Source organism: Cecembia lonarensis LW9 (genome assembly GCF_000298295.1).
GTDB lineage: Bacteria > Bacteroidota > Bacteroidia > Cytophagales > Cyclobacteriaceae > Cecembia > Cecembia lonarensis.
This window is the reverse complement of the sequence record NZ_AMGM01000002.1, coordinates 21,618-43,403: the sequence shown is the minus strand read 5'-3', so window position 1 is coordinate 43,403 and position 21,786 is coordinate 21,618. Positions and strand designations below refer to the sequence as shown.

Sequence of the window (21,786 nt, the reverse complement as noted above, 5' to 3'; positions counted from 1 at the left end):
TTCCTATTCATGACTTTGCTTCAGAAAAGAAGGCTTGCGCTGGGCAGTATATTTTTTATTGCCGGGCTATGCTTCGCATCATGGGCTTCCAGAATCCCTGATATTCAAATGAAGTTCAATTTATCCGAAGCACAATTGGGCACCCTCCTTTTGGGCCTACCAATTGGTTCTTTGGTAGCTTTACCTTTAGCAGGCTGGGCGGTGTATAAATTTGGAAGCAAAAAAGTAATCCTGGCAAGCGGCTTGGGGTATCTGGTTTTTTTACCCCTGATAGGATTTAGTCCTTCCATATTCCTTTTGGTGCCTATTGTGGTTGTATTTGGGATGATAGGAAACATGATGAATATCTCCTTGAATACACAAGCATTGGCATTAGAAGACAGTTATGGAAGAAGTATCCTGGCTTCCTTTCATGGATTATGGAGTCTTGCTGGATTTACTGGGGCTGGCATTGGTGCTGCTATGATTTACTTTGATGTTGTCCCAAAATTCCATTACCTATTCATTTCCACCATCGTATGCTTAACCCTTCTTCTAGCCCGAACCTATTTAATCAGTGAACAAAGAGCTGGAGGTGGTGGTGGCCTGGTACTCAGAAAACCAGATCCCCTTTTACTCAGAATTGGTGTCATCGCTTTTTTGGGGATGCTCAGTGAAGGTTGTATGTTTGACTGGAGTGGTGTTTATTTCAAAAAAGTGGTGGAAATCGAACCTGGCTTGGTGGCTTTGGGCTATGTTTCTTTTATGGGTGCCATGGCCGGTGGCAGGTTTGTCACCGATAGGATCATCAATAAGATTGGGCGCCTAAACCTGTTAAGGATAAGTGGAATATTGATCTTCTTCGGATTATTACTTGCAGTACTTATTCCTGTTCCGCTCACAGCGACACTAGGTTTTTTATTGGTAGGTTTTGGAGTGGCTGCTATCATACCCATCGCTTACAGTACGGCAGGAAGGTCTAAATTATATTCTCCAGGAGTAGCCCTTGCCATGGTATCTACCATTTCTTTTTTTGGTTTTTTATTGGGTCCCCCACTCATTGGTTACATTGCAGAAATATTTAACCTGAAAGTTTCCTTTACACTGATAGCTCTTGCTGGATTGGGAATTGCTATTTTATCCAGTGTTAGGTTAGAAGTATTTGAATCTGTAAAATCCTTAAAAAATCATGAAGGAATCGAGCAATAAACCCTTTCAGTTCCAAAAAACCTTTGAGATTCTTTCTTTCCAAATTGATCCGTCTGGAAAGCTCCGATGGGCTGCCTTGGCGGATTTGTTACAAGAGGTAGCCTGGAAACATGCAGACAGCAGGGAATTTGGCCAAGTGCTTTTTGACAAAGGCTTTATGTGGGTGCTTTCCAGATTTGACATCCAAGTCCATGCCATGCCTTCTTGGGGAGAGACTATCCACATAGAAACGGCAGGCAGGGGAATAAATAAACTCTTTGCCCTTCGGGAATTTAGAGTCACCGATAGTAGTGGAACTGTTTTGGCCACAGCCATGTCAGCGTGGCTGTTGTTGGATATTAAAACCAAGAGACCTCAAAGGCCTTCTCTGGTCCTTCCCTCTGAACTTTTTGAGACCGAGCCTTCAGACTATGCCCCACCGGAAAAAATCTCTGTTCCTGAAAAAGGTCACACTGGAAAGACTTTCCATGTAAATCATTCTGATTTGGATATGAATAACCATGTCAATAATGTCAGCTATATCCGATGGATAGAAGATTTTTGTTTGGAACAGGGATTTACTTTCGACAAAATAAGCATCAATTACCTGAATGAGGCACTACTTGGGGAGAATATTGAAATTCTCTTTTCCTTAGATGCTCAAAAAATGTTGGTCTCTGGCCGGTCTGGAGAAAGGGATGTTTTTACTTCTTGGGTAGAGAAATTAAATGGGTAAGGTTGTATTACTAAAAAAACTATATGCATATCCTCAAAGCTGCCAGTAAGTGGGGCGTGCTGAAAAACGCCAATTGGAGAATGATTTCTTTAAATTTAGATGAATACCAAATTTATTAAGAGTTGTCTTTTTAAGCAGCTGCAAACTTGTTAAATGATTTAGTTTGATTGGCATGGACTTGAAAATTTCAAAATCCGAAATTTTCAGGCTAGCCTCAGGCATACCATTCCTGCCTGGCGACTTGACAGGTTCTTCATTGGGCTCATTCGAAGTATAAGCATACATCTTCATTCGCCCGCTTCGAACTTGCCTACCGATAGGAAGGGCTGGCATACCTGAGACTTTTTCAGCAAGCCCTAAGTACCATTGGGCCTCGGCTTCGCTCTGCCACCGAGAATAGCGGACTTTGTTAGGGGGGAGGGGCGGCTTCGCCGCCCCTCCCCCCTAACAACTCAAAAATCCCGGTCACCGAGCAAAGCCGAGGTGTATTCAAATTAGATAAAGCTACTGGCAGGATTGCGGATAACCGTAAAAACTTAAAGATCACCGGATAAATTTGATGATATGGAGAAGGCCTTCTCAACCTTTACAGGCGAAGACGGGACTGGCAACCGGAGAAAAAACATGATGAAAGAAGTGGGTCTCGGCAAGTCTGCTTGAGGCAGGTAAGCTCGGCCAGTGTAATAAAATTAATAAAAGGAGTGGGTCTCGGCAAGCTCGACCACCGGAGGTTATAGATTTTAAGAGGAGGGGGGGAGATGGGGGCGGCGAAGCCGCCCCCATCCCCCCCTCCTCTGTTTATATTTAGTCCGGTCACCGAGCTTGCCGAGGTGCCAATTATTTAATAAATTGAGAATTAATCTTTTCAAATCATGAAAGCCTACATGTACATTTTACTTTGCAGCAATGGCCAATATTACGTTGGTAGTACAAAAAATCTAGAAAAAAGGTTAGAAGAACATCAAATGGGAAATGGTTCTAATTTCACCAAAAAACACCTTCCTGTAAAATTGATGTATTTTGAAGAATTTGACAGTATCACGCTTGCATTTAGAAGAGAAAAACAAATCCAGAATTGGAGTCAAGGTAAAAAAGAGGCTTTAATCAAAGGCGACATCGCTTTGTTAAAAAAGCTTTCTAATTCTTAGAATTGAAATTTCCGGAACAAAGGCAATTTTTAAATAAAAATTCCTGAGTAATCGTAATCTTAGGCATAGTAGAATTAAATTTGGTTGAAGAGCCCCACGGCAAGCCTGACAGGCGAAGACTGACTCTACCACCAGAAAAAGTATGATTTAGAGAGGGGTCTCGGCAAGCCTGCTTGAGGAAGGCAAGCTCGACCAGTGGAAAAAATTTAATAAAAGGAATGGGTCTCGGCAAGCTCGACCACCGGAGGTTATAGATTTTAAGAGGAGGGGGGAGGGGCGGCTTCGCCGCCCCCATCCCCCCTTCTCTCTATTTTTTTTACTCCGGTCACCGAGCTTGCCGAGGTGCCAGTAACCTCAATCTCTATATATCAAATATTCTGGTCACCGAGCCAGGTTGGTGAGCTTGCCGAACCAGGTTGGTGAGCTTGCCGAACCATGCCGAGGTGCCCATTATTTAATATTGAGATTTCATTTTACCCCAACAGGCTTTTTTTCTCCAGTTCGTTAAAACAATAACCTATGTGATGAAAATCACAGCATTTTCTTTGGGAATTGAATCATATTTGTAATTAGCTGACATTAAACCCAATGAAAAATATTTTCGAACCCCTTGTTAAAATGATGTCCTTAATGGTAGGTTTGCTGGCCTCAATCACTTTGCTCACTGCATTATTGATTGGCTTAGTAGTCTTCTTATTCAATGGAGGAAGTCTACCATCTATCAATCAATCTTCTGATATGACCATAGCAGTGGTTGAAACACAGCCAATCTACAGGGGTGTTGTCCCAAAAGAAGGCATGTGGAAAGCACCGGAATGGAGTACTGTGGACCAAGAACCTAATGCAGATGACATTCGATATGGACGGGAATTAATAGCTAATACTTCAGCTTATCTAGGACCAAATGGTAGTGTAAGAAAAATTTCCAATGGCATGAACTGTCAAAATTGCCACCTGAATGCCGGTACCGCACCATTGGGTAACAATTATTCAGCAGTAGCATCTACCTATCCGAAAATCCGTGGCAGGTCAGGGCAAATGGAAGATATCCCCAAAAGAATCAATGATTGTTTTGAGCGCAGCCTGAATGGCAAAGCTTTGGACCGAAATAGCCCAGAAATGATTGCCATGGTGGCTTATATGGAATGGTTGGGAAAAGATGTTATTCAAGGTGAAACGCCTCAGGGGGTTGGCCTCTACGAAATCCCATTTTTGGACAGAGCAGCTGATCCCATCAAAGGCAAATCAGTCTACGCGCAACATTGTCAGAGCTGTCATATGGAAGATGGCAACGGGATGATGAAGCCAGACAAGTCCGGATATACTTATCCTCCACTTTGGGGAGACAATAGTTATAACCATGGGGCTGGCCTGTACAGGATGTCCAGGTTTGCAGGCTATGTGAAAACCAATATGCCACTAGGCGCAACATTTGAAAGGCCCATGCTGACCGATGAAGAGTCTTGGGATGTGGCCGCTTATGTCAACTCCATGCCAAGGCCAGCAAAAGACCTGAGCAAGGACTGGCCTGATATTTCCAAAAAACCCATTGACCATCCATTTGGACCATTTTCAGATGAGTTCAGTGAAGAACAACACAAATTTGGACCCTTTAAGCCAATAAAAGCAGCAAGGGAAACGCAAGCGACAAAATGAAATTTCTAAGTATAGTATTTACACTTTTTTTTCTATTACAGCACAACAATTTTGCTCAAGAAACTGAACCCGTGAACAATAAGGCTAAGCCTCCCATTTCTGGGGAGATTGGCCTTCGTTCCTTTTGGATGTCCACCAGTTACTGGGAGGACTTTAAGGGGGATTTTGCCCTAGGTCAAAGTGCTTATCTACAATTAAAGACCCAATCTTACAAAGGGTTTTCGGCTATTGGAAGATATACGGTCTTTGGTAATGCCTGGAGCTCTGATCTTTTGGCACGTGACCCCATTACCCAAAACTTCAACCGCTATGAAGTAGGCTTATTTGATGTTTTGAATCCTGATGATCGGTTCTTCGGAAAGCTTGAAGAATTCCAACTCCGCTATCAATCGGAAAAGTTTGAGGCCGCTATAGGCCGAATGGATATCAACACCCCATTTATAAACCCTCAGGACGGAAGGTTATCTCCTACTTTCGTAGAAGGCATACGCATAAACTTCAAACCAGATCCTAAAAATAGTTTCTCCGCTGATATTATAGGCAGAATGAGCCCCAGATCCACTTCAGGTTGGTTTGATATAGGAGAGACCATAGGCATTTATCCCGTTGGACAAAGTGAAATGGGGATGCCTTCTAAATATCAGGGAAATACAGCCAGTGATTTCTTTACGGTATTGGACTGGCAGCACCATTTTGACAAAGGCGTTCAACTACAGGTAAATCATACTTATGTAGATAATATTTCCAGTACCTACCTGACTCAGGCAGTAAAAGACTGGAATATAAGTAACAGTAACAACAAATTGTTAACAGGTCTTCAATTGACGTTTCAACACGGCATAGGAGAAGGGGGAAATCCTGAGCCGGAAAGAAGGTTTAAAAATCCAGATGATGCCAATGTGGTTATCAGCGGCCGTTTGGGAATCAAAAATCCAAGATCCCTCCTTTTCTTCAACTATACACGCATAGACGGCAGCGGCCGGTTTCTTAATCCAAGAGAATGGGGGAGGGATCCTTTTTTTACCTTTATTCCACGGGAGAGGAACGAAGGGTATAACCAGGTAAATGCATTCACAACATATTACCAAAGAAATTTACCTGAGAAAGGACTTCAGTTTTATGGTTTTGCCGGATTGCATTTTCTGCCTGACCCTGCTAATGCAGAATTGAATAAATATGCATTTCCATCTTATGCACAAGCCAATCTTGGCAGCCGGTATAGTCCTGGATGGGCAAATGGACTGGACTTACACTTCATCCTGATGAGCAAAATCAACCTCAAATCAGGAGAAATGAGACCACAATGGATTTACAACAAAGTAAATATGATCCACGTCAATCTTATGGTGAATTACAAAATACAATGGAACTAAACCAAACTTTGACAACAGGGGAATTTGAAGGCCTGATAAGGCAAAAAGAAGCCCTCATGATTTATTTTTATCAGGATCGGTGCGGGGTATGTAAAGTGCTTTTTCCAAAGGTAAAGCGCTTGCTGGAAAGCCAATTTCCAAAAATTGAATTGATTGTACTGGAGGCTGAAATAAACAGGGAACTTGCCGCTCAATTGCGTATGTTGGCCGTACCAGGGATATTGGTATTTTTTGATGGGAAAGAATTTCTACGTTTCAATGGTTTAGTGACCATTAATGAACTGGAAAGTAAAATTGAAAGGCCTTATGGCTTGTTTTTTGGGTAAAAAAATAAAAGTCCATTTTTTTAAACTAGGATTTAAAATTTAGAATTTCAGAAAATTCCAAAAAAACAGTGTTTAAATTGGCGTTCAAGCAATTTAATTTATATTTTTCAATCTAAATTTTGTTTTTAATTATGAAAGTTTTGAATAAATTTTATAAATAATACAGCTTTATGAATTCAACTTTCAAATATCTGTTCACAAAATCATGAAAAAAGATTCTGATAAAAAAGAAAAAACTCGCTTGAAAAAAGAAAAAATAGCAACTGCTGCAGGGGGAGTAATCGCAGGAGGAGCAGCGGCCGGCCTTTCAAATAAGGTGATGGGAGACCAACAATACTCAGGCAGCCCAGGTAATATCGAAGAACAGGATGCGGCTTTATCTTCTGAAAACAGCGAGGTAATTGATAAAAACACTACAGTCAGTGCTGTGACAGCTAAAACCACTAGCAGCGCTAAGTCAGAAGAAGCAAAAGATATCAATCTTCTCATGACTGAAATTCTTGAAAAAGCAAGCATTTTAAATTCAACCATTCAAAACCTATAAATAATCATGGAATCACCACAAGAACTTTTAGCCATCGCAGCGGAGCTGGACAGTGCTTTAACAAATCTAAATAGTAAGGTATTTGAGATGCAGAGTTTATACGAAGAGATTCAAAACAACCATCAACAAATACAGGCATTAACTGAGGAGGTTAATAATTACAGAAATGAAGTTATAGCACTTAGGGAAGAAATCAACGAAAACAAAAATCAAACAGATGTCTTTCGTAATGAGAGTGAAGCCTTAAGGGGAGAGATCGAAGTTTTTAAAGAACAATCTCAAGAACTATTAGATCAAACAAACGCACATCAAAACAATGCCCTGGAGTCTTTAAACATTACTAAGGAGCATGAAAACAATGCGCTGGAATCATTAAATATTGTAAAGGAGCATGAAGGGAACGCATTAGAATCCTTCAATCTTACAAAAGAACATGAAGCTAATACATTGGAGTCTCTAAATATTACGAAAGAACATGAAGCCGCTTCTCTTGAGTCACTTAATATCACAAAAGAGCATGAAGGAAATGCACTAGATTCATTAAATAATAGTAGAGATCATGAAAACAATGCGCTAGAATCATTGAACATAACCAGAGAGCACGAGAATAATGCGCTTGAGTCACTCAATATGACTAGAGAACATGAAAATAACGCGCTGCAATCTTTAAATACTACTCACGAACATGAAAACGGCGCATTAGAGTCCTTGAATACAACAAAAGAACATGAAAATGCCGCATTGGAGTCTCTGGATACAACAAAAGAACATGAAAGTAATGCCTCGGAAGCGTTGAATACCACCAAAGAACATGAAAACAGTGCTTTAGAAGAACTCAATACCATTAAGGACCATGAAAGTAATGCATCTAATGCATTAAGGGAGACAGAGGAACATGCAAGTAATGCTGAGAGTGCGTTGAGCAACATACAGCAGGCAGAAAGTGCTGTGGAGAGTGCTGCAAGCAATGCAGAAAGTGCTGCAAATAGAGCCGAAGGTGCTGCAAGTGATGCTGAAGCGGCTGCAGCCCGCGCCAATTCATCCGGCGGCAGTTTTGGTTCTTGGTAAGTACATTACGGATTACCCAAAATTTAACATTATATAAAGCTTAGATAATCAAATACATTGAAAACTTTATATCAGATACCCTGATCCGGTCAGAATTACCGAACCGGGGTATTTTCCTTTTAATTCACCCTGTTTGAAAATTGGTAAAAAGACTGCGACACCTATTTGACTGAATTTTAAACACTTTCACCTTTTTATTAGGGACATGCATATTTCCAAAATAAAAAATGCTCTTAAAGATCTGAATAAAATTGCAGAGCTTTCTTTAGAGCATGGTGCTATAGCACACCTAACGGACACCATTTTTAAAATAGAAAATGAGATTTCTTCAGCCAAACTTAAACTGGATATACTTTTTTTGGGAAATGAAAAAATGCTGAACAAAGTAATTCCGGAAAATCTTTTAGGTGATTGGCAACAAAAGGAATTTCTACAATGGAATGATGGGAAATACATCATCAGAGTTTTTGGCCCCAAAAATTTCCCATTGGTAAAAATTGACGAGCTACAGCCTGTAATCAAAATAATAATTTGGGATAATATTGAATTAGACCAAGAGGATTTCAATTATATGATTGAGCGTTTCACAAAAAATACCGCCTTCATATATTTTTTTAGCAATCTTTCCAAAGACAAGATGAGCTTTGAAGGACAGCAATTGATTCATGCCTGGAAAATGAAACTAAATGCTCTCGATGAATTTTTGGGACCTGTTGAATTTTGTAATTCACTGCCAGAACAGGCGAAGAAAGCTTTCATTTTTATCAGTGCCGTTTTTGCAATAAGAAAGATTTCAGAGTTTTTGGAAATTCAGATGATAAATGAACAAAAAGACCTTGATGCAAAAAAAATCTCGGTAACTAAGGAATTGGAAACTCATAAAAAGTCCGCAAACTCAAAAACTGGTCAGGAAATCTATAGCCATATTAAAACCAATCTTTCGAAAAGCGCTTCAGAATTTGAAAAAGGAATAGGTGAGCGATTCGGTAAAATTACAAAAGTACAGGATAACTCATTGTTTTATAAGATAGAAAAAGAAATAGATGAATTGAAAGCCCTGAGTGAAAAGGAAGTAGATGGAGAGATGATACTCAAGCTTCCCTCATCTGTCGATCAGCTTTTGGGATGGATAAAAGAGGAATTAAAAGACCATCTTACCAATGATGTTATTTCCTTGAATGATTTTCTATCCGCTTCTGTGGAAGAAGTGGAAGAACAATTGGAAAAAGCAGGACTTTCTAATGCTAAGATCCCATTTGAAGTTTTCGATAAAAATAAAATCGATCCGCTATTGGTGCACAATATCAGATTGGAAAAAGATTTCGAAGCTAAAGGAGTAAGCAAAAACTTCAATACCATATTCAGTGCCATCAGACAACCTGTATTTATGGTCATGTCTATTTTTATGATAGCAGGATTTGCAGGATTTAACCAAGAGATTCAGTTCATTAAGGATAATTTCAGCATTCTAATCGTAATTCTATTAGGATTTGGTACCTATCAGGCATTTCATAATATCGCAAAGGAAAAGAGAAGGAAAATGTCAGAAGAGACAAAAAAAGCCAAACAATTTTTATTGACTGAGTTAAAAAAAATACTTTCAAACATAGAACGAGAGTGGAAACAACCTTATACCGATTTTTTGAAAAAACAAATCAGGGATGTAATTGACAGCTGCGAAACCGAATTAAAAAATATGAGCCAGAAACAGGCTCAGGAAAGTCATGATAAGAATTTACTCACACAGCGAAAGATGCTGACCATCAATAACCAGGAAAAACAATTTCAGAGTGGGTTAAGGGAAAAACAGAATTTTGACAATAAGCTAAAAAGCCTGATAACCGATACAAAACTGGAATTTAACAACTTAGCGAAGTAGTATATGTTGGTAGGAATCGACTTGGGCACTACTTATTCCCTGATATCCAGGGTTGGAAAAAACGGAATACCTGTATTGATTCCGGATAATCATAAAAACAGTGTATTTACGACGCCATCAATCATACATATCGATGGCGATACGGCTTACATTGGTGAGTTTTTAGAGACAAAATTGGAACGAAATCCCGGGCTCAATCTGATCAAATTCTTTAAACGACACTTTGGAGAAAACAAAGCCCTATATTATGACAGGGACGGTACCCCTTGGTATCCTGAAGGATTGGCTGCCTTATTATTAAAAAAGCTTATAATCGATGCAGAAGCCTATACTACTGAGAAAATAGAAGGAGCTGTAATTACTGTTCCTGCACATTTCACAGATGTACAGAGGAAGGCTGTTCTCAATGCTGCTGCACTGATAGACCTTCCCGTACTCAATCTGTTGGAAGAACCCATAGCCGCAGCCATGCATTATGGCCTAAGCAATAAAAAATACAATAAAACCATCATGGTCTATGATTTAGGTGGTGGCACCTTTGATGTTACCATCATGACCATGGATCAAAACGGAATCTACGTAATTGCCAAAGATGGACATACAGAAATTGGGGGGAAAGAATTCGATGAAAAAATCGGAGAAATCATTCTTAACCAATTCAAAGAAGCATATGGGAAAGAGCCTGTATTAGATGCAAGAAATGCACTCCACCTTAGACGCTTTTCTGAGATGCTGAAGGTAGAGCTTTGCATGCCGGGAACACGATTTGTTGACCAAGTTTGTGTTATTGGAAATCAATCACTTGAAGTTCACGTATCCCGTCAGGATTTTGAAGGGGCCATAGAATCGTATCTGATAGACTGCGAAGAAATACTGGGGAGGTGTCTTAAAAGTGCGAGCCTGGATTATTCAGACGTAGATACCCTCCTATTGGTCGGAGGGTCCTCCATGGTTCCACTCATTAAAAAGCGGCTACAGAAAATTTTTTCGGATGAGCACCAAGAAATACTGACGCATGAGCCCATGCGGGCCGTAGCTTATGGGGCAGCTCTGCATGCAGTCCAGTTATCCGACCAAAAAATAGATTTTGAACTCCCGCCGGAACTAAGGGGAGTTACGGGGTACAACCTTGGAGTCCGTGCCATCAATCCAAGAACAGGGAGAATAGTTATCGATAATATGGTCAAAAAAAATATGCCTTTGCCTTTTCAAAATTCCAAAACATACTATACCTCCAATGCTGACCAGAAGAAAATGAAATTGGAAATCATACAGTATATTAATAAAGGTGAAAAAGAAGTCAGCCTTGGTACCTTGGTGATAGGACCACTACCCTCTTTTGATGCCAATTATCCTATAGAAGTGAAGATCGAAAACAGAGTAGATGGTACAGTATGGTTTTCGGCTTTTGATCCAAAAACAGGTATTGAAATAGAAAAAGTTTTTGGAGATGAAGTAGAAGGGATTTCAAAATTACCAAGGCAGAAAAGTATTGTCCGGTCCACTTATGTCAACATGATTGTATAAAATGAAAAAAGCAGAAGCCTTGGCCATACTTAAGATTTCAGAAGATGCCTCTCCTACAGAGATCAAAAATGCCTTCGAAAAACAGTACGAAGCAGCCAAGCGCCTTGCAGAACATGCACCTCTAGCGAGTCAGAAGCATCAATATAGACAAAAAATGAGTTTGTACTGGCAAGCTTATGCTTCACTCGTAGATATCCAAAACCCGGCAAACCTAACGAAATTCTCAGGGACTAAAGAAAATGCTCCTATTATCGGAAAATCAGATAAAACCGGACAAATATTTCAGCAGGAACATCCAAAAGCATCGAAAAACGAGACAAATAAATTACACTGGAAGCCTGTCCTGATAATAATCCTGCTTATTGGAGCATTGGTTTTAGGATGGCAATACCTGAACAGAGTTCCTGAACCAGTCAAGCAATTAATAGCTGACATGGAATACATTTCCGGTGGCACTTTTGAAATGGGCTGCACTCCAGAACAATTTGGAAAATGTGCCGAAAATGAAAAACCCGCCCATGCCGTAAGCCTTTCCAGCTTTAATATTGGAAAATTCGAGGTCACCAGAGCGCAATGGGTTTCAGTAATGAAATATCTTCCAAAAACGGATAGTCCCTGTAAAGACCCACGTTGTCTAATCGTGAATGTGACCTGGGAAGAAGTAAAGACCTTTATCCAAAAACTCAACAAAATGACGGGGCAGGCCTATAGATTACCCACTGAAGCAGAATGGGAGTATGCAGCGAGAGGGGGTAACAGTGCCCGTAAAAGCATATTTGCCGGATCAAATCAGCAGAATCAGGTAGCCAAAACAAGTAAAGCCCCTTACATTGTAGGAACTCTAAGACCAAATGAAAAGCAACTTTTCGACATGAGTGGTAATGTTTGGGAGTGGTGCGCTGATGGATTCGATGCTGAATATTATAAAAAAAGCCCAAAAACTGATCCCCAGGGCAAAAGTACAGCCAGTTGTAAAGTAATCAGAGGTGGAAGTTTTCAATCAACTGATCAAAGCTTGCGCGTTAGTAGTCGCAACTGCCTCGATAAGGATAAGTTTTCCAACGAAGTTGGGTTTAGGTTAGCCATTTCATTCAATCGATAAAAATGTGCAGTAAATTATCAGACAGGTTTCAAGATAAGCAAGTCCGATTGTCCGACTTTGAAAAAGAGGTTTGGGTAAAATGCCCCAAGTGCGAGGCTATGGCAACATGCACTGTAGATTTTGAAATTAAGCGTGCCAAACTTGTATGCTTACACTGTGGTAATAATCAACAAAAAAGCACCGTTTATGCAAAAAATGGCAGTTGGGAAGTAGCCGCTCACGTATATTTTGAAGCAGAATTGTGGTTGTCTTCCAATTTTAGAGGAAATCACCTATTTGCCTACAACAAGGCCCATCTTGAATATTTGGAAAAATACATTGCAGCAGACCTGAGAGAAAACAAAAACCGGAATTTTTTTACCATGCTGGAAAAATTACCCAAATGGATGCAGTTAGCCAAAAATCGGGAAATGCTGCTAAAACAGATTGCTGTCTTAAAAAGAAAATTCCATCTATCTAATCATGTCAAAATGAAAGAAGAAAAAGCCTTAGAACTCCTGGACCTTGAACCCGGCGCCTCTGCCTCTGAGATCCGCAGGGCCTATCAGGAAATCTACAACGAACTGCAGATCCGCCTGACCAATGCCCCTACCGAGCATCAAAAAGAACTCTACCGCAAGCGACTTACTGCTGTGGAAGAAGCCTATCTCTTTCTCGGCGGAAAAAGCGAAGAAGACCTCAGCGAACTCCCCAGTATGGGGCCTGTGGAAACTGCTCCTGAAGAAAAAGCCCAAGCTTCCAAGCCCCAACCTATCACTGAGGTAGCTGCTTTAGAACTACTGGGACTCAGCAAGACTTTTACCCAGACTGACCTCGATGAAGCATACCAACAAAAAAAGAGGCCTTTCAAAAAGGTCTTGAGGCAGCTCCTAACACGACGCTTAAAGCTGCTTACCAGCAATCGCTTTCAGAACTGGAAGAGGCCATAAAGATTCTAAAGCCATTGGCTGAAAAACCCAGCCAAGTAAATCCAGCACCAAAGCCTGATCAAAAATCACAAACCCAAATAAAAAAGAACAAGCCAATAAAAAAGCAGAAAAAAAGCCATCTTTTGTGGGTTCTACCATTGGTAATCTTACTAGGATCAGTCCTTTGGTTTGTCTTAAAAAAAGAGCGTATCAGCCCAGAGACTCAAGCCCGGTTTACTGCATTAAAAGCACAAGCCGACCTATTTGCTGAAAAACTCGAATGGAAACATGCTTTAGAAAAATACCAGGAAGCATATAGCCTGATTTCTGATGAAGTTGTTCAGGACAGTATCTCCAGTATCAATCACCGATTTGATCTATTGGAAAGTGGAATGAGAGCCTACAACCAAGTTGATTACAAGGAAGCCATGGCTTCCTTCCAGGTAGCAGCCAACCTAAATCTAGCCGAGGCTTACACGATGTTGGGTTTTATGCATTACTGGGGGCATGGTTTAGATGCTATAGATCGTACAAAAGCTGGGGAACTTTTTGAAAAAGCAGTGTCGCTGGGTGATGATAAGGCAAACCTTGGATTGGCTTCTTCTGAAAAAAACCCTGTCAATAAAGAAGACCTTTATCGCAGAGCCAGTAAGGCCATCATACAAAGAGCGGAAGAAAAAGAGCCGTTTTGGAAGGTCAGATTGGCAGGACTGTATCAAGATGGCAATGGGGTGCAAAAGGATGTACAAAAAGGAATTAGTTTACTAAAAGAGGCAGCTCAAGCTGGGAATCCTCAAGCACAACTCAACCTGGGCTTCGCTTTTCATTATGGTAATGGAGTCCAAAAGAATTACCAAGAAACAGAAAGACTCTATAGATTGGCTGCAGACCAAGGACACCCAGCAGCTGAATTTAATATGGGCATTTTGTATCGGGATGGATTAAGTGTTCAGCAAAATTTCGCTGAAGCTTACAACTGGTTTGAAAGAGCAGCAAAAAAGGGATTTGCAAATGCCGAATTTGAAATTGGCCTTTTGTACTATAATGGAACAGGAGTAAAAAAAGACGATACTGAAGCTGTGAAATGGTACCTAAAAGCAGCAGAGCAAGAGTACACTTTAGCAGAAAGAAGTTTGGGGATTATGTATGCAAACGGTTACGGAGTAAAAAAAGACGATACTGAAGCTGTGAAATGGTACCGCAAAGCTGCCAATAAGGGAAATGCTACCGCTCAACTTAATTTAGGGATTATGTATGCAAACGGTCGCGGGGTTAAAAGAGACTACACCGAAGCTGTGAAATGGTACCGCAAAGCTGCCGATCAGGGAAACGCTTCCGCTCAAAATAATTTAGGAGTGATGTATGCTAGGGGAACAGGAGTAAATAAAAATGAAAATGAAGCTATCAATTGGTTTAAAAAGGCTGCTGCTCAAGGTAATGTTAATGCAAAGAATAGCTTAAGAAGTAGAGGTATAAATTGAAGTAAGGCAGTATTTACGGGATTAACCCCGTAATCGGATAGTTAAAGAGGTGTTTTCACCCGAAAATCAGCTCTTTGAGATTACAAATCCTAAACCAGAACACCATGAACGAACAAAAAGCTTTAGAACTCCTGGACCTTGAACCCGGCGCCTCTGCCTCGGAGATCCGCAGGGCCTATCAGGAGGTCTACAACGAACTGCAGATCCGCCTGACCAATGCCCCTACCGAGCACCAAAAGGAACTCTACCGTAAGCGACTTGCCGCGGTGGAAGAAGCCTATCTCTTTCTGGGCGGGGAAAGCGAAGAAGACCTCAGCGAACTCCCCAGTATGGGGCCTGTGGAAACTGCTCCCGAAGAAAAAGCTCAAACTTCAAAGCCCATGTCTGAGTCAGCTGCTTTAGAGTTACTGGGACTCAGCAAGCCTTTTTCCAGAGGGAGATTAGTAGATGCTTATAAAGGCAAGAAGGAAGAGTTTGAAAGGGGGTTTAAGAGTGCTCCTAATAATGAAATAAAGAATGCCTTTAAAAAAACATTGGGTGATCTTGAAAATGCTTTTAGCTTATTGGAACCCTTAGCAGAAAGCCCTGCCCCTCCCAGATCAGAAACTCCTAAACCGGATCCTCCCAAACAAGAAATTCCCAAACCCCAGCCTGAAAAGAAAAAATCACCCCCTTTGCTTTGGGCAATTCCTGTCCTATTGCTTTTGGCAGCGGGAATTTGGTTTTTCCTGCCTAAAGGAGAGAAACAAGATGAAATCTCTCAGGAGGTTAAGGAAGAATTTATTAAGGTTAAAAGTCAGGCAGATCTATTGGCTGAAAAACAGTACTGGGATCAGGCCTTGGAGAAATACCAGGAAGCTTATGCTTTGATGGCGGATGCAGAAGTTCAAGATAGTATTACAAGTATGGAAAAGCGCCTGGGAGACATAGCATCTGCAGCACAAAAAGAAGCAGAGTCCAAAGACTGGGCTACTGCCCAAAGGGCCAATAGCACTTCTGCTTACCTGGATTTCATCAAAAAACACCCCTCGAGTAGCTACACTGCCCAAGCAGAGCAAAAGATCAAGGATTTGGAGTCACAACTGAGAAACCAAAGACAAGCAAGTAGTACCTCCACAAACCGGAGCACACAGACCACCTCACCGGCAAGTACAGCGACAAGCATCCCTTCTACTTCAAGTATGGGATCTTTACCACAAGCTATTCAAGAATTACAGCGGAATATGGTATTAGTACAAGGTGGTACCTTTACTATGGGTTGTAACACTGGACCATTTGGTTGTTCTGATCGAGAGAAAACCATATTCAATGTAAGCCTTTCTGATTATTACATAGGAAAGTATGAGATTACAGTTGCTCAGTTTAAAGCATTTATAGATGCTACTAATTATCAGACTGATGCTGAAAAGGAAGGCATTGGCACAGTATGGAATGGGAATTTTGAAGTGATTAATGGTGTAAATTGGCGTCATGACTCTAGAGGCAAAATCCGTTCTATTAGTGATTACAACCATCCTGTAGTCCATATCAGTTGGAATGATGCAACTGCTTTCGCGAAATGGTTAAGCAGAATAACTGGTAAGAACTATAGATTACCTACAGAAGCAGAATGGGAATTCGCAGCGCGAGGTGGAAATAAATCAAAAGGCTTTACATATTCTGGAACAAGTCGAAATATTAAAGATTATGCTTGGTACTATTTTTCCAATAGTGGGAATACATCACCAGTTGGACAAAAAAATGCAAATGAACTAGGTATATTTGATATGAGCGGTAATGTTGCCGAGTGGTGTGGAGATTGGTACGGGAATTATACATCCACTCCCAAAACAAATCCTGTAGGACCATCAAATGGATCAAAACGCGTTATAAGAGGAGGCGGTTGGATGAGCGAATCTGAGGGCCTTCGAGTATCAAGTTCTGGTGCTGCATCTTCAAATACTTTTAATTTCCAATTAGGTTTTCGTCTAGTATATATTAATTGACCTTCCTTTCGAGATTACAAATCCTGAAGCGCGATACCAAGGATTTTAAATCCTAAACCAGAACACCATGACCGAACAAAAAGCCTTAGAACTCCTGGACCTTGAACCCGGCGCCTCTGCCTCGGAGATCCGCAGGGCTTATCAAGAGATCTACAACGAACTGCAGATACGCCTGACCAATGCCCCTACGGAGCACCAAAAGGAACTCTACCGCAAGCGCCTTGCCGCGGTGGAAGAAGCCTATCTCTTTCTGGGCGGGGAGAGCGAAGAAGACCTCAGCGAACTGCCCAGCATGGGGCCTGTGGAAAATACTTCGGAAGAAAAAGCCCAAGCTTTCAAGCCCCAGCACCTTAGTGAGGCAGCTGCTTTGGAATTACTCGGAATTAGCAAGCCATTTTCAAGAGGGAAATTAATAGATGCGTACAAGGATAAGAAAGAAGGTTTTGAAAAGGGAATCAAAGTAGCCCCTAATAATGAAATAAAGAATGCCTTTCAAAAATCATTGGTTGATCTTGAAAATGCTTTTAGCTTATTGGAACCCCTAGCCGAAAGGCCTACTCCAGTCCCTCCCAAACCAGAGCCTTCCAAATCCAAACCTGAAAAGAAAAAAGCATCCCCTTTGCTTTGGGCAATTCCTGCCCTTTTGTTTTTGGCAGCAGGGATCTGGTTTTACCTGACTAAAGGAGAGAAACGAGATGAAATCTCTCAGGAGGTTAAGGAAGAATTTATTAAGGTTAAAAGTCAGGCAGATCTTTTGGCTGAAAAACAGTACTGGGATCAGGCCTTGGAGAAATACGAGGAAGCCTATGGATTGTTGGCAGATACGGAGGTCGGTGATAGTATGCGGAGTATTGGGCAGCGCTTGGAAGCTATGGCATTGGACGCCAAGGCCGAAGAACAGGCCTTAGCCTGGGCTATTGCCCAAAGGGCCAACAGCACTTCTGCTTATGAAGACTTTATCAACAAATATCCTTCCGGCACCTATACTGCACAAGCTGAGCAGAAGATCAGGGATTTGGAGGCCAATAGCGAACGGAAAGCAGCAGAACAGCAACAGAGGTGGCGGGAAGCCGAAGAACAAAGGAGAAGAGACCAAGCTGAAGTAGAAGAACAAACGCGTAAAAAACAGGCAGAAAGTGACAGAAGAATAACCGAAGAAGCAGAGCTTTTACGCAGAGAGGCCGAAGTGGTTTCTAGTAAGCCAATTGAGGAAGTCACAAATGAAATTTATGACAAACCCGAGGTACTTCCTACTTTTCCAGGAGGACTAGCATCATTTTCACACTATTTATCAAATAACCTGGTATATCCTACACTTGCAAGGAATATTGGTGTCGAAGGGATAGTTTATGTAAAGTTAATTATTGACACTGATGGGTCTATTCAGGATGTTGAATTGCTAAAAGGTATAGGTGCAGGCTGTGATGAAGAAGCTATAAGAGTAGTTCAAAATTCACCCAAATGGAATCCCGGAATGGTTAAAGGAAGGCCTGTAAAAGTAAGAATGAACCTGCCGATTAGGTTCAAGCTTAGTTGATTATGGGCAAGTCTGGAAAATAAATTGAATTTAGAAGAGAAGAAAATGAATCTAAATTTTCATTAAAGATTTGAAATCTCCCGCTCTTCGGGATTTGTAAACCCGAAGTTCAACACCAAGAATTTCTAATCCAAAAATTAGAACACCATGACCGAACAAAAAGCTTTAGAACTCCTGGACCTTGAACCCGGCGCCTCTGCCTCCGAGATCCGCAGGGCCTATCAGGAAATCTACAACGAACTGCAGATACGCCTGACCAATGCCCCTACGGAGCACCAAAAGGAACTCTATCGCAAGCGCCTTGCCGCCGTGGAGGAGGCCTATCTCTTTCTGGGCGGGGAAAGCGAAGAAGACCTCAGCGAACTGCCCAGCATGGGGCCTGAGGAAAATGCTCCCGAAGAAAAAGCCCAAGCTTCCAAGCCCCAACCTATGTCTGAGTCAGCTGCTTTGGAGTTACTGGGACTCAATAAGCCTTTTTCCAGAGGGGAATTAATGGATGTTTATAAAGAGAAGAAGGAGGATTTTGAAAGGGGGTTTAAGAGTGCTCCTAATAAAGCCATCAAAGATAGTTTTCAGCAACTTCTCAAGGAGCTCGAGATTGCCTTTCGCCTATTAGAACCCTTAGCCGAAAGTCCTGCCCCTCCCAGACCAGAACCCTCCAAACCCCAGCCCGAAAAGAAAAAAGCATCCCTTTTGCTCTGGGCTATCTCGGTCCTTTTGCTTTTGGCAGTGGGAATTTGGTTCTTCCTACCTAAAGGAGAAAAACAAGATGAAATCTCTCAGGAGGTTAAGGAAGAATTTATTAAGGTAAAAAGTCAGGCCAATCTATTGGCTGAAAAACAATACTGGGATCAGGCTTTGGAGAAATACGAAGATGCTTATGCTTTGATTGCGGATGCAGAAGTTCAAGATAGTATTAAAAGTATAAATATACGTTTAGACCTAGGGAAAAAGGACAATTCTAACTTTAAAACTGTAGAAGTGGGTGAACAGGTTTGGATGGCAGAAAATTTAAATGTGGATACATTTAATAATGGGGACACGATTTTTCATGCCAAGACTGCTGCGGATTGGTTAAAAGCTGGACAAGAAAAAATTCCTGCTTGGTGTTATTTTGAAAACAACCCAGCAAATTATAGTTTAGGCAAACTATATAATTGGTATGCAGTAAATGATACCAGAGGACTAGCTCCAGAAGGATGGAGGATCCCAAACAATAACGACTGGAATGTATTCTCCGGTTTATTGAAGGGAAATTTGGTGATAATGAAAATATGGCACTCTTACCTCAATGAAAGGGGTTTCTCTGCCGTTCCTAGTGGATCCCGTTATTATTATAATGGTGGATTCACGGAAATCGATCGTTATTGGAGTGCTTCAGAAGCTAATGGCCAAGCAGCCTTCCTTGCTTGGGCTGATTTAGTATCCAAAAGATCGCGCGGACCTATATGGTTGGGATCAAAAAACAACGGCTTTTATGTGCGATGTATTCAAAATTAATCAAATAAACATTCAATTCCCGGTTCAAATACTTAAGAAAAAAGATACCTTTCTTGAAAAAAATGACTTTTCAAATATGACAAATCTTGATTTTGAGCAAACACTTGAAAAAACAATAACTTCTAAATTGAATAATATTAATATTAAAAACATAATCATTGTTTTAATATTTAGCCTATTCTCTTCCTGCTCAAATAAAGACACCCTTTGCCACAATGAGCAATCCAAAGCAGCACTTCAGGAAAGCATCATCGAGTCAATCAAGGAACAGGCAATTATCATTGACAAGCAGGACATAAGCCAGCTTGAGCTTCAATTAAGGGATTTGTTTAGAGAAAGTAATATCCAACTGAACCATGTTTCTTTGATAAGTGAGGATATGGATGCTGATTCAAATACAACCTGCACTTGTGGTACCAGAATGTCTTTTGCTGATGAGGGGGCATTTCTAAAAGCCGTTGGGCCCAAAGTGTCAGCGCTAAAAGAAAAAAACGACAAATACAGTAACGAATATTTAAAAAATAAGCACCTCATGGAGTACTATGAAAAGCAATACTATCCTTTCTTTTTTACTGTGATTGAAACAAAAGAGGGTATTTCTGCCTCGCCCCATGATTATAAAGTTGCTTCATTATTGTTGGACTATTTAAAATTTTTGAAAACAAATGAAAAATGAAAAACAGAAAAGGATGGGAAAATAATGGGAATGGAAATAATAGAAGCGGTTTCTCAGGACTACCGGGAGGTTATGTCAATTCGATGGGGCACTTCTCTGACCTTGGACTTGGTGGCTATTGGTGGTCAGCTTCTAAAAACAACAAAGATAATGTCACACACAGACAGTTAAGCGCCAACGATGAATACCTCAGTCGGTTCCAGTCTACTAAAACTGCCGGGTTTTATGTCCGATGTCTTAAAGATTAGTTATCAAAATACATTAAAAAACCAAATGAGCTTGGTCTTTACGATATGGGCCGAAATGTATTGGAATGCTATAGTGGTTGGTACCACGAGGATTATTATTCCAATAGTCCGCAGACTCATTCAAAGGGGCCTTTTTCTGGAACATGGAAAATATTAAGAGGTTGCAATTGGCCCTATGATCCAGTTCGAACATCAGTTTATTTTTGAAGCTTCAACTTCCCTAATGACGGTTACGGTACCGTTGGATTCCGGCTGGCATCATATATTCAATAGCTATAGAATTTCTACGTTTCAATGGTTTAGTGACCATTAATGAACTGGAAAGTAAAATTGAAAGGCCTTATCAGCTTTTATTCGAATAAAAAAAGAGGTGCCAAAAACACCTCCTTTACGAGAGCAGAATGCAAATGCGTTGAACCATTAATTAATTATGTCTATCAAGTTAATCTTCAATAAATAAGTATTCATCACAAATGCTGCTTTTTGTAAACAATATGGATGAAATGAATCCAATTTCTTCAATTATTCGGATTTTCTTTTAACAGTGCTACTCTTATGACATTTTATTTACAGATCAAAGCATAACGGTTCTTGTATCAATTTAAGGCAATAAATTTGAATGTTATTGTTAGGTCAATCCCATTAGGAATTGATTTCAAAAACCATCATTACAATAACTAATCGGTCTATTTTAAAATACTAAAGAGGTTGCTCTTAAAGTCGCAACCTCTTTTTTATTAAAACGAAATGACCTTTGAATAAATAGAGAATATCACTCCCCAAAAGTTAAATATTCACTTCATTTACAATTAGATACAAAGTAAATATGCTTGTGCATTTTAATTGTATCATTGTAGTATTGATTTTTTATGCGGAATTGTTGATATGTTTGTAGCTAACCAAATCTCCTAAATCTCCGCAGAAT

Annotated in this window: 20 protein-coding genes; 19 read left to right on the top strand and 1 reads right to left on the bottom strand. The window is 40.6% G+C overall.

Going from position 1 to position 21,786, the window contains the following annotated elements:
• The first annotated feature begins 9 nt into the window (after positions 1 to 9).
• Positions 10 to 1,188, top strand: coding sequence for an MFS transporter (locus B879_RS00910; protein ID WP_040400040.1), 1,179 nt, complete (start codon positions 10 to 12; stop codon positions 1,186 to 1,188).
• A complete protein-coding gene (locus B879_RS00905; RefSeq protein ID WP_009183238.1) occupies positions 1,169 to 1,903 on the top strand; it encodes an acyl-[acyl-carrier-protein] thioesterase in 735 nt (244 codons plus the stop codon). The genes B879_RS00910 and B879_RS00905 overlap by 20 nt, the downstream gene beginning before the upstream one ends.
• Before the next feature lie 33 nt (positions 1,904 to 1,936).
• On the opposite strand, the gene B879_RS00900 is transcribed toward B879_RS00905, so the two are convergent.
• Entirely contained in the window at positions 1,937 to 2,236 is a 300-nt protein-coding gene (locus B879_RS00900; RefSeq protein WP_083847912.1) for a hypothetical protein, read from the bottom strand.
• A gap of 539 nt (positions 2,237 to 2,775) precedes the next feature.
• Between B879_RS00900 and B879_RS00895 the strand changes: the two genes are divergently transcribed.
• From B879_RS00895 to B879_RS23555, 17 genes are all read left to right on the top strand, one after another.
• Complete coding sequence (locus B879_RS00895) at positions 2,776 to 3,051, top strand: GIY-YIG nuclease family protein (protein ID WP_009183236.1); 276 nt, start codon at positions 2,776 to 2,778, stop codon at positions 3,049 to 3,051.
• A gap of 588 nt (positions 3,052 to 3,639) precedes the next feature.
• Complete coding sequence (locus B879_RS00890) at positions 3,640 to 4,707, top strand: c-type cytochrome (RefSeq protein ID WP_009183235.1); 1,068 nt, start codon at positions 3,640 to 3,642, stop codon at positions 4,705 to 4,707.
• Positions 4,704 to 6,080 carry a hypothetical protein gene (locus tag B879_RS00885; protein WP_009183234.1) on the top strand — a complete coding sequence of 459 codons (1,377 nt, stop codon included), beginning with the start codon at positions 4,704 to 4,706 and terminating at the stop codon, positions 6,078 to 6,080. The genes B879_RS00890 and B879_RS00885 overlap by 4 nt, the downstream gene beginning before the upstream one ends.
• A complete protein-coding gene (locus B879_RS00880) occupies positions 6,071 to 6,406 on the top strand; it encodes a thioredoxin family protein (RefSeq protein WP_009183233.1) in 336 nt (111 codons plus the stop codon). Before B879_RS00885 ends, B879_RS00880 begins: the two co-directional genes overlap by 10 nt.
• 205 nt (positions 6,407 to 6,611) lie before the next feature.
• Positions 6,612 to 6,950, top strand: coding sequence for a hypothetical protein (locus tag B879_RS00875; RefSeq protein WP_009183232.1), 339 nt, complete (start codon positions 6,612 to 6,614; stop codon positions 6,948 to 6,950).
• Between the two features lie 6 nt (positions 6,951 to 6,956).
• Positions 6,957 to 8,018 carry a coiled-coil domain-containing protein gene (locus B879_RS00870; protein WP_009183231.1) on the top strand — a complete coding sequence of 354 codons (1,062 nt, stop codon included), beginning with the start codon at positions 6,957 to 6,959 and terminating at the stop codon, positions 8,016 to 8,018.
• 205 nt (positions 8,019 to 8,223) lie between these two features.
• Positions 8,224 to 9,897: a hypothetical protein gene (locus B879_RS00865; RefSeq protein WP_009183230.1), complete on the top strand. Its 1,674-nt coding sequence runs from the start codon at positions 8,224 to 8,226 to the stop codon at positions 9,895 to 9,897.
• Between the two features lie 3 nt (positions 9,898 to 9,900).
• On the top strand, positions 9,901 to 11,424 hold the full coding sequence (locus B879_RS00860; protein ID WP_009183229.1) for an Hsp70 family protein: 1,524 nt from the start codon (positions 9,901 to 9,903) through the stop codon (positions 11,422 to 11,424).
• Position 11,425: 1 nt separating this feature from the next.
• Complete coding sequence (locus tag B879_RS21700) at positions 11,426 to 12,526, top strand: formylglycine-generating enzyme family protein (protein ID WP_009183228.1); 1,101 nt, start codon at positions 11,426 to 11,428, stop codon at positions 12,524 to 12,526.
• A gap of 2 nt (positions 12,527 to 12,528) precedes the next feature.
• The gene (locus tag B879_RS22920) at positions 12,529 to 13,455 is read left to right on the top strand and encodes a hypothetical protein (protein WP_009183227.1); all 927 of its coding nucleotides are present in this window, start codon (positions 12,529 to 12,531) and stop codon (positions 13,453 to 13,455) included.
• Positions 13,456 to 13,577: 122 nt separating this feature from the next.
• Entirely contained in the window at positions 13,578 to 14,915 is a 1,338-nt protein-coding gene (locus B879_RS23475) for a tetratricopeptide repeat protein (RefSeq protein WP_009183226.1), read from the top strand.
• Positions 14,916 to 15,019: 104 nt separating this feature from the next.
• Positions 15,020 to 16,900, top strand: a complete 1,881-nt coding sequence (locus tag B879_RS22940; RefSeq protein WP_009183225.1) for an SUMF1/EgtB/PvdO family nonheme iron enzyme — start codon at positions 15,020 to 15,022, stop codon at positions 16,898 to 16,900.
• A gap of 67 nt (positions 16,901 to 16,967) precedes the next feature.
• On the top strand, positions 16,968 to 18,437 hold the full coding sequence (locus B879_RS23075; protein ID WP_009183224.1) for an energy transducer TonB: 1,470 nt from the start codon (positions 16,968 to 16,970) through the stop codon (positions 18,435 to 18,437).
• A 147-nt stretch (positions 18,438 to 18,584) separates the two neighbouring features.
• Positions 18,585 to 19,937: a fibrobacter succinogenes major paralogous domain-containing protein gene (locus B879_RS21680; RefSeq protein WP_009183223.1), complete on the top strand. Its 1,353-nt coding sequence runs from the start codon at positions 18,585 to 18,587 to the stop codon at positions 19,935 to 19,937.
• Positions 19,938 to 20,013: 76 nt separating this feature from the next.
• Positions 20,014 to 20,613 (top strand): hypothetical protein, encoded by a 600-nt coding sequence (locus B879_RS00825; RefSeq protein WP_157231481.1) that lies wholly within the window; start codon positions 20,014 to 20,016, stop codon positions 20,611 to 20,613.
• Entirely contained in the window at positions 20,610 to 20,861 is a 252-nt protein-coding gene (locus B879_RS00820; protein WP_009183221.1) for an FISUMP domain-containing protein, read from the top strand. The genes B879_RS00825 and B879_RS00820 overlap by 4 nt, the downstream gene beginning before the upstream one ends.
• A gap of 12 nt (positions 20,862 to 20,873) precedes the next feature.
• Positions 20,874 to 21,068, top strand: a complete 195-nt coding sequence (locus tag B879_RS23555) for an SUMF1/EgtB/PvdO family nonheme iron enzyme (RefSeq protein ID WP_368678975.1) — start codon at positions 20,874 to 20,876, stop codon at positions 21,066 to 21,068.
• Positions 21,069 to 21,786 lie beyond the last annotated feature (718 nt).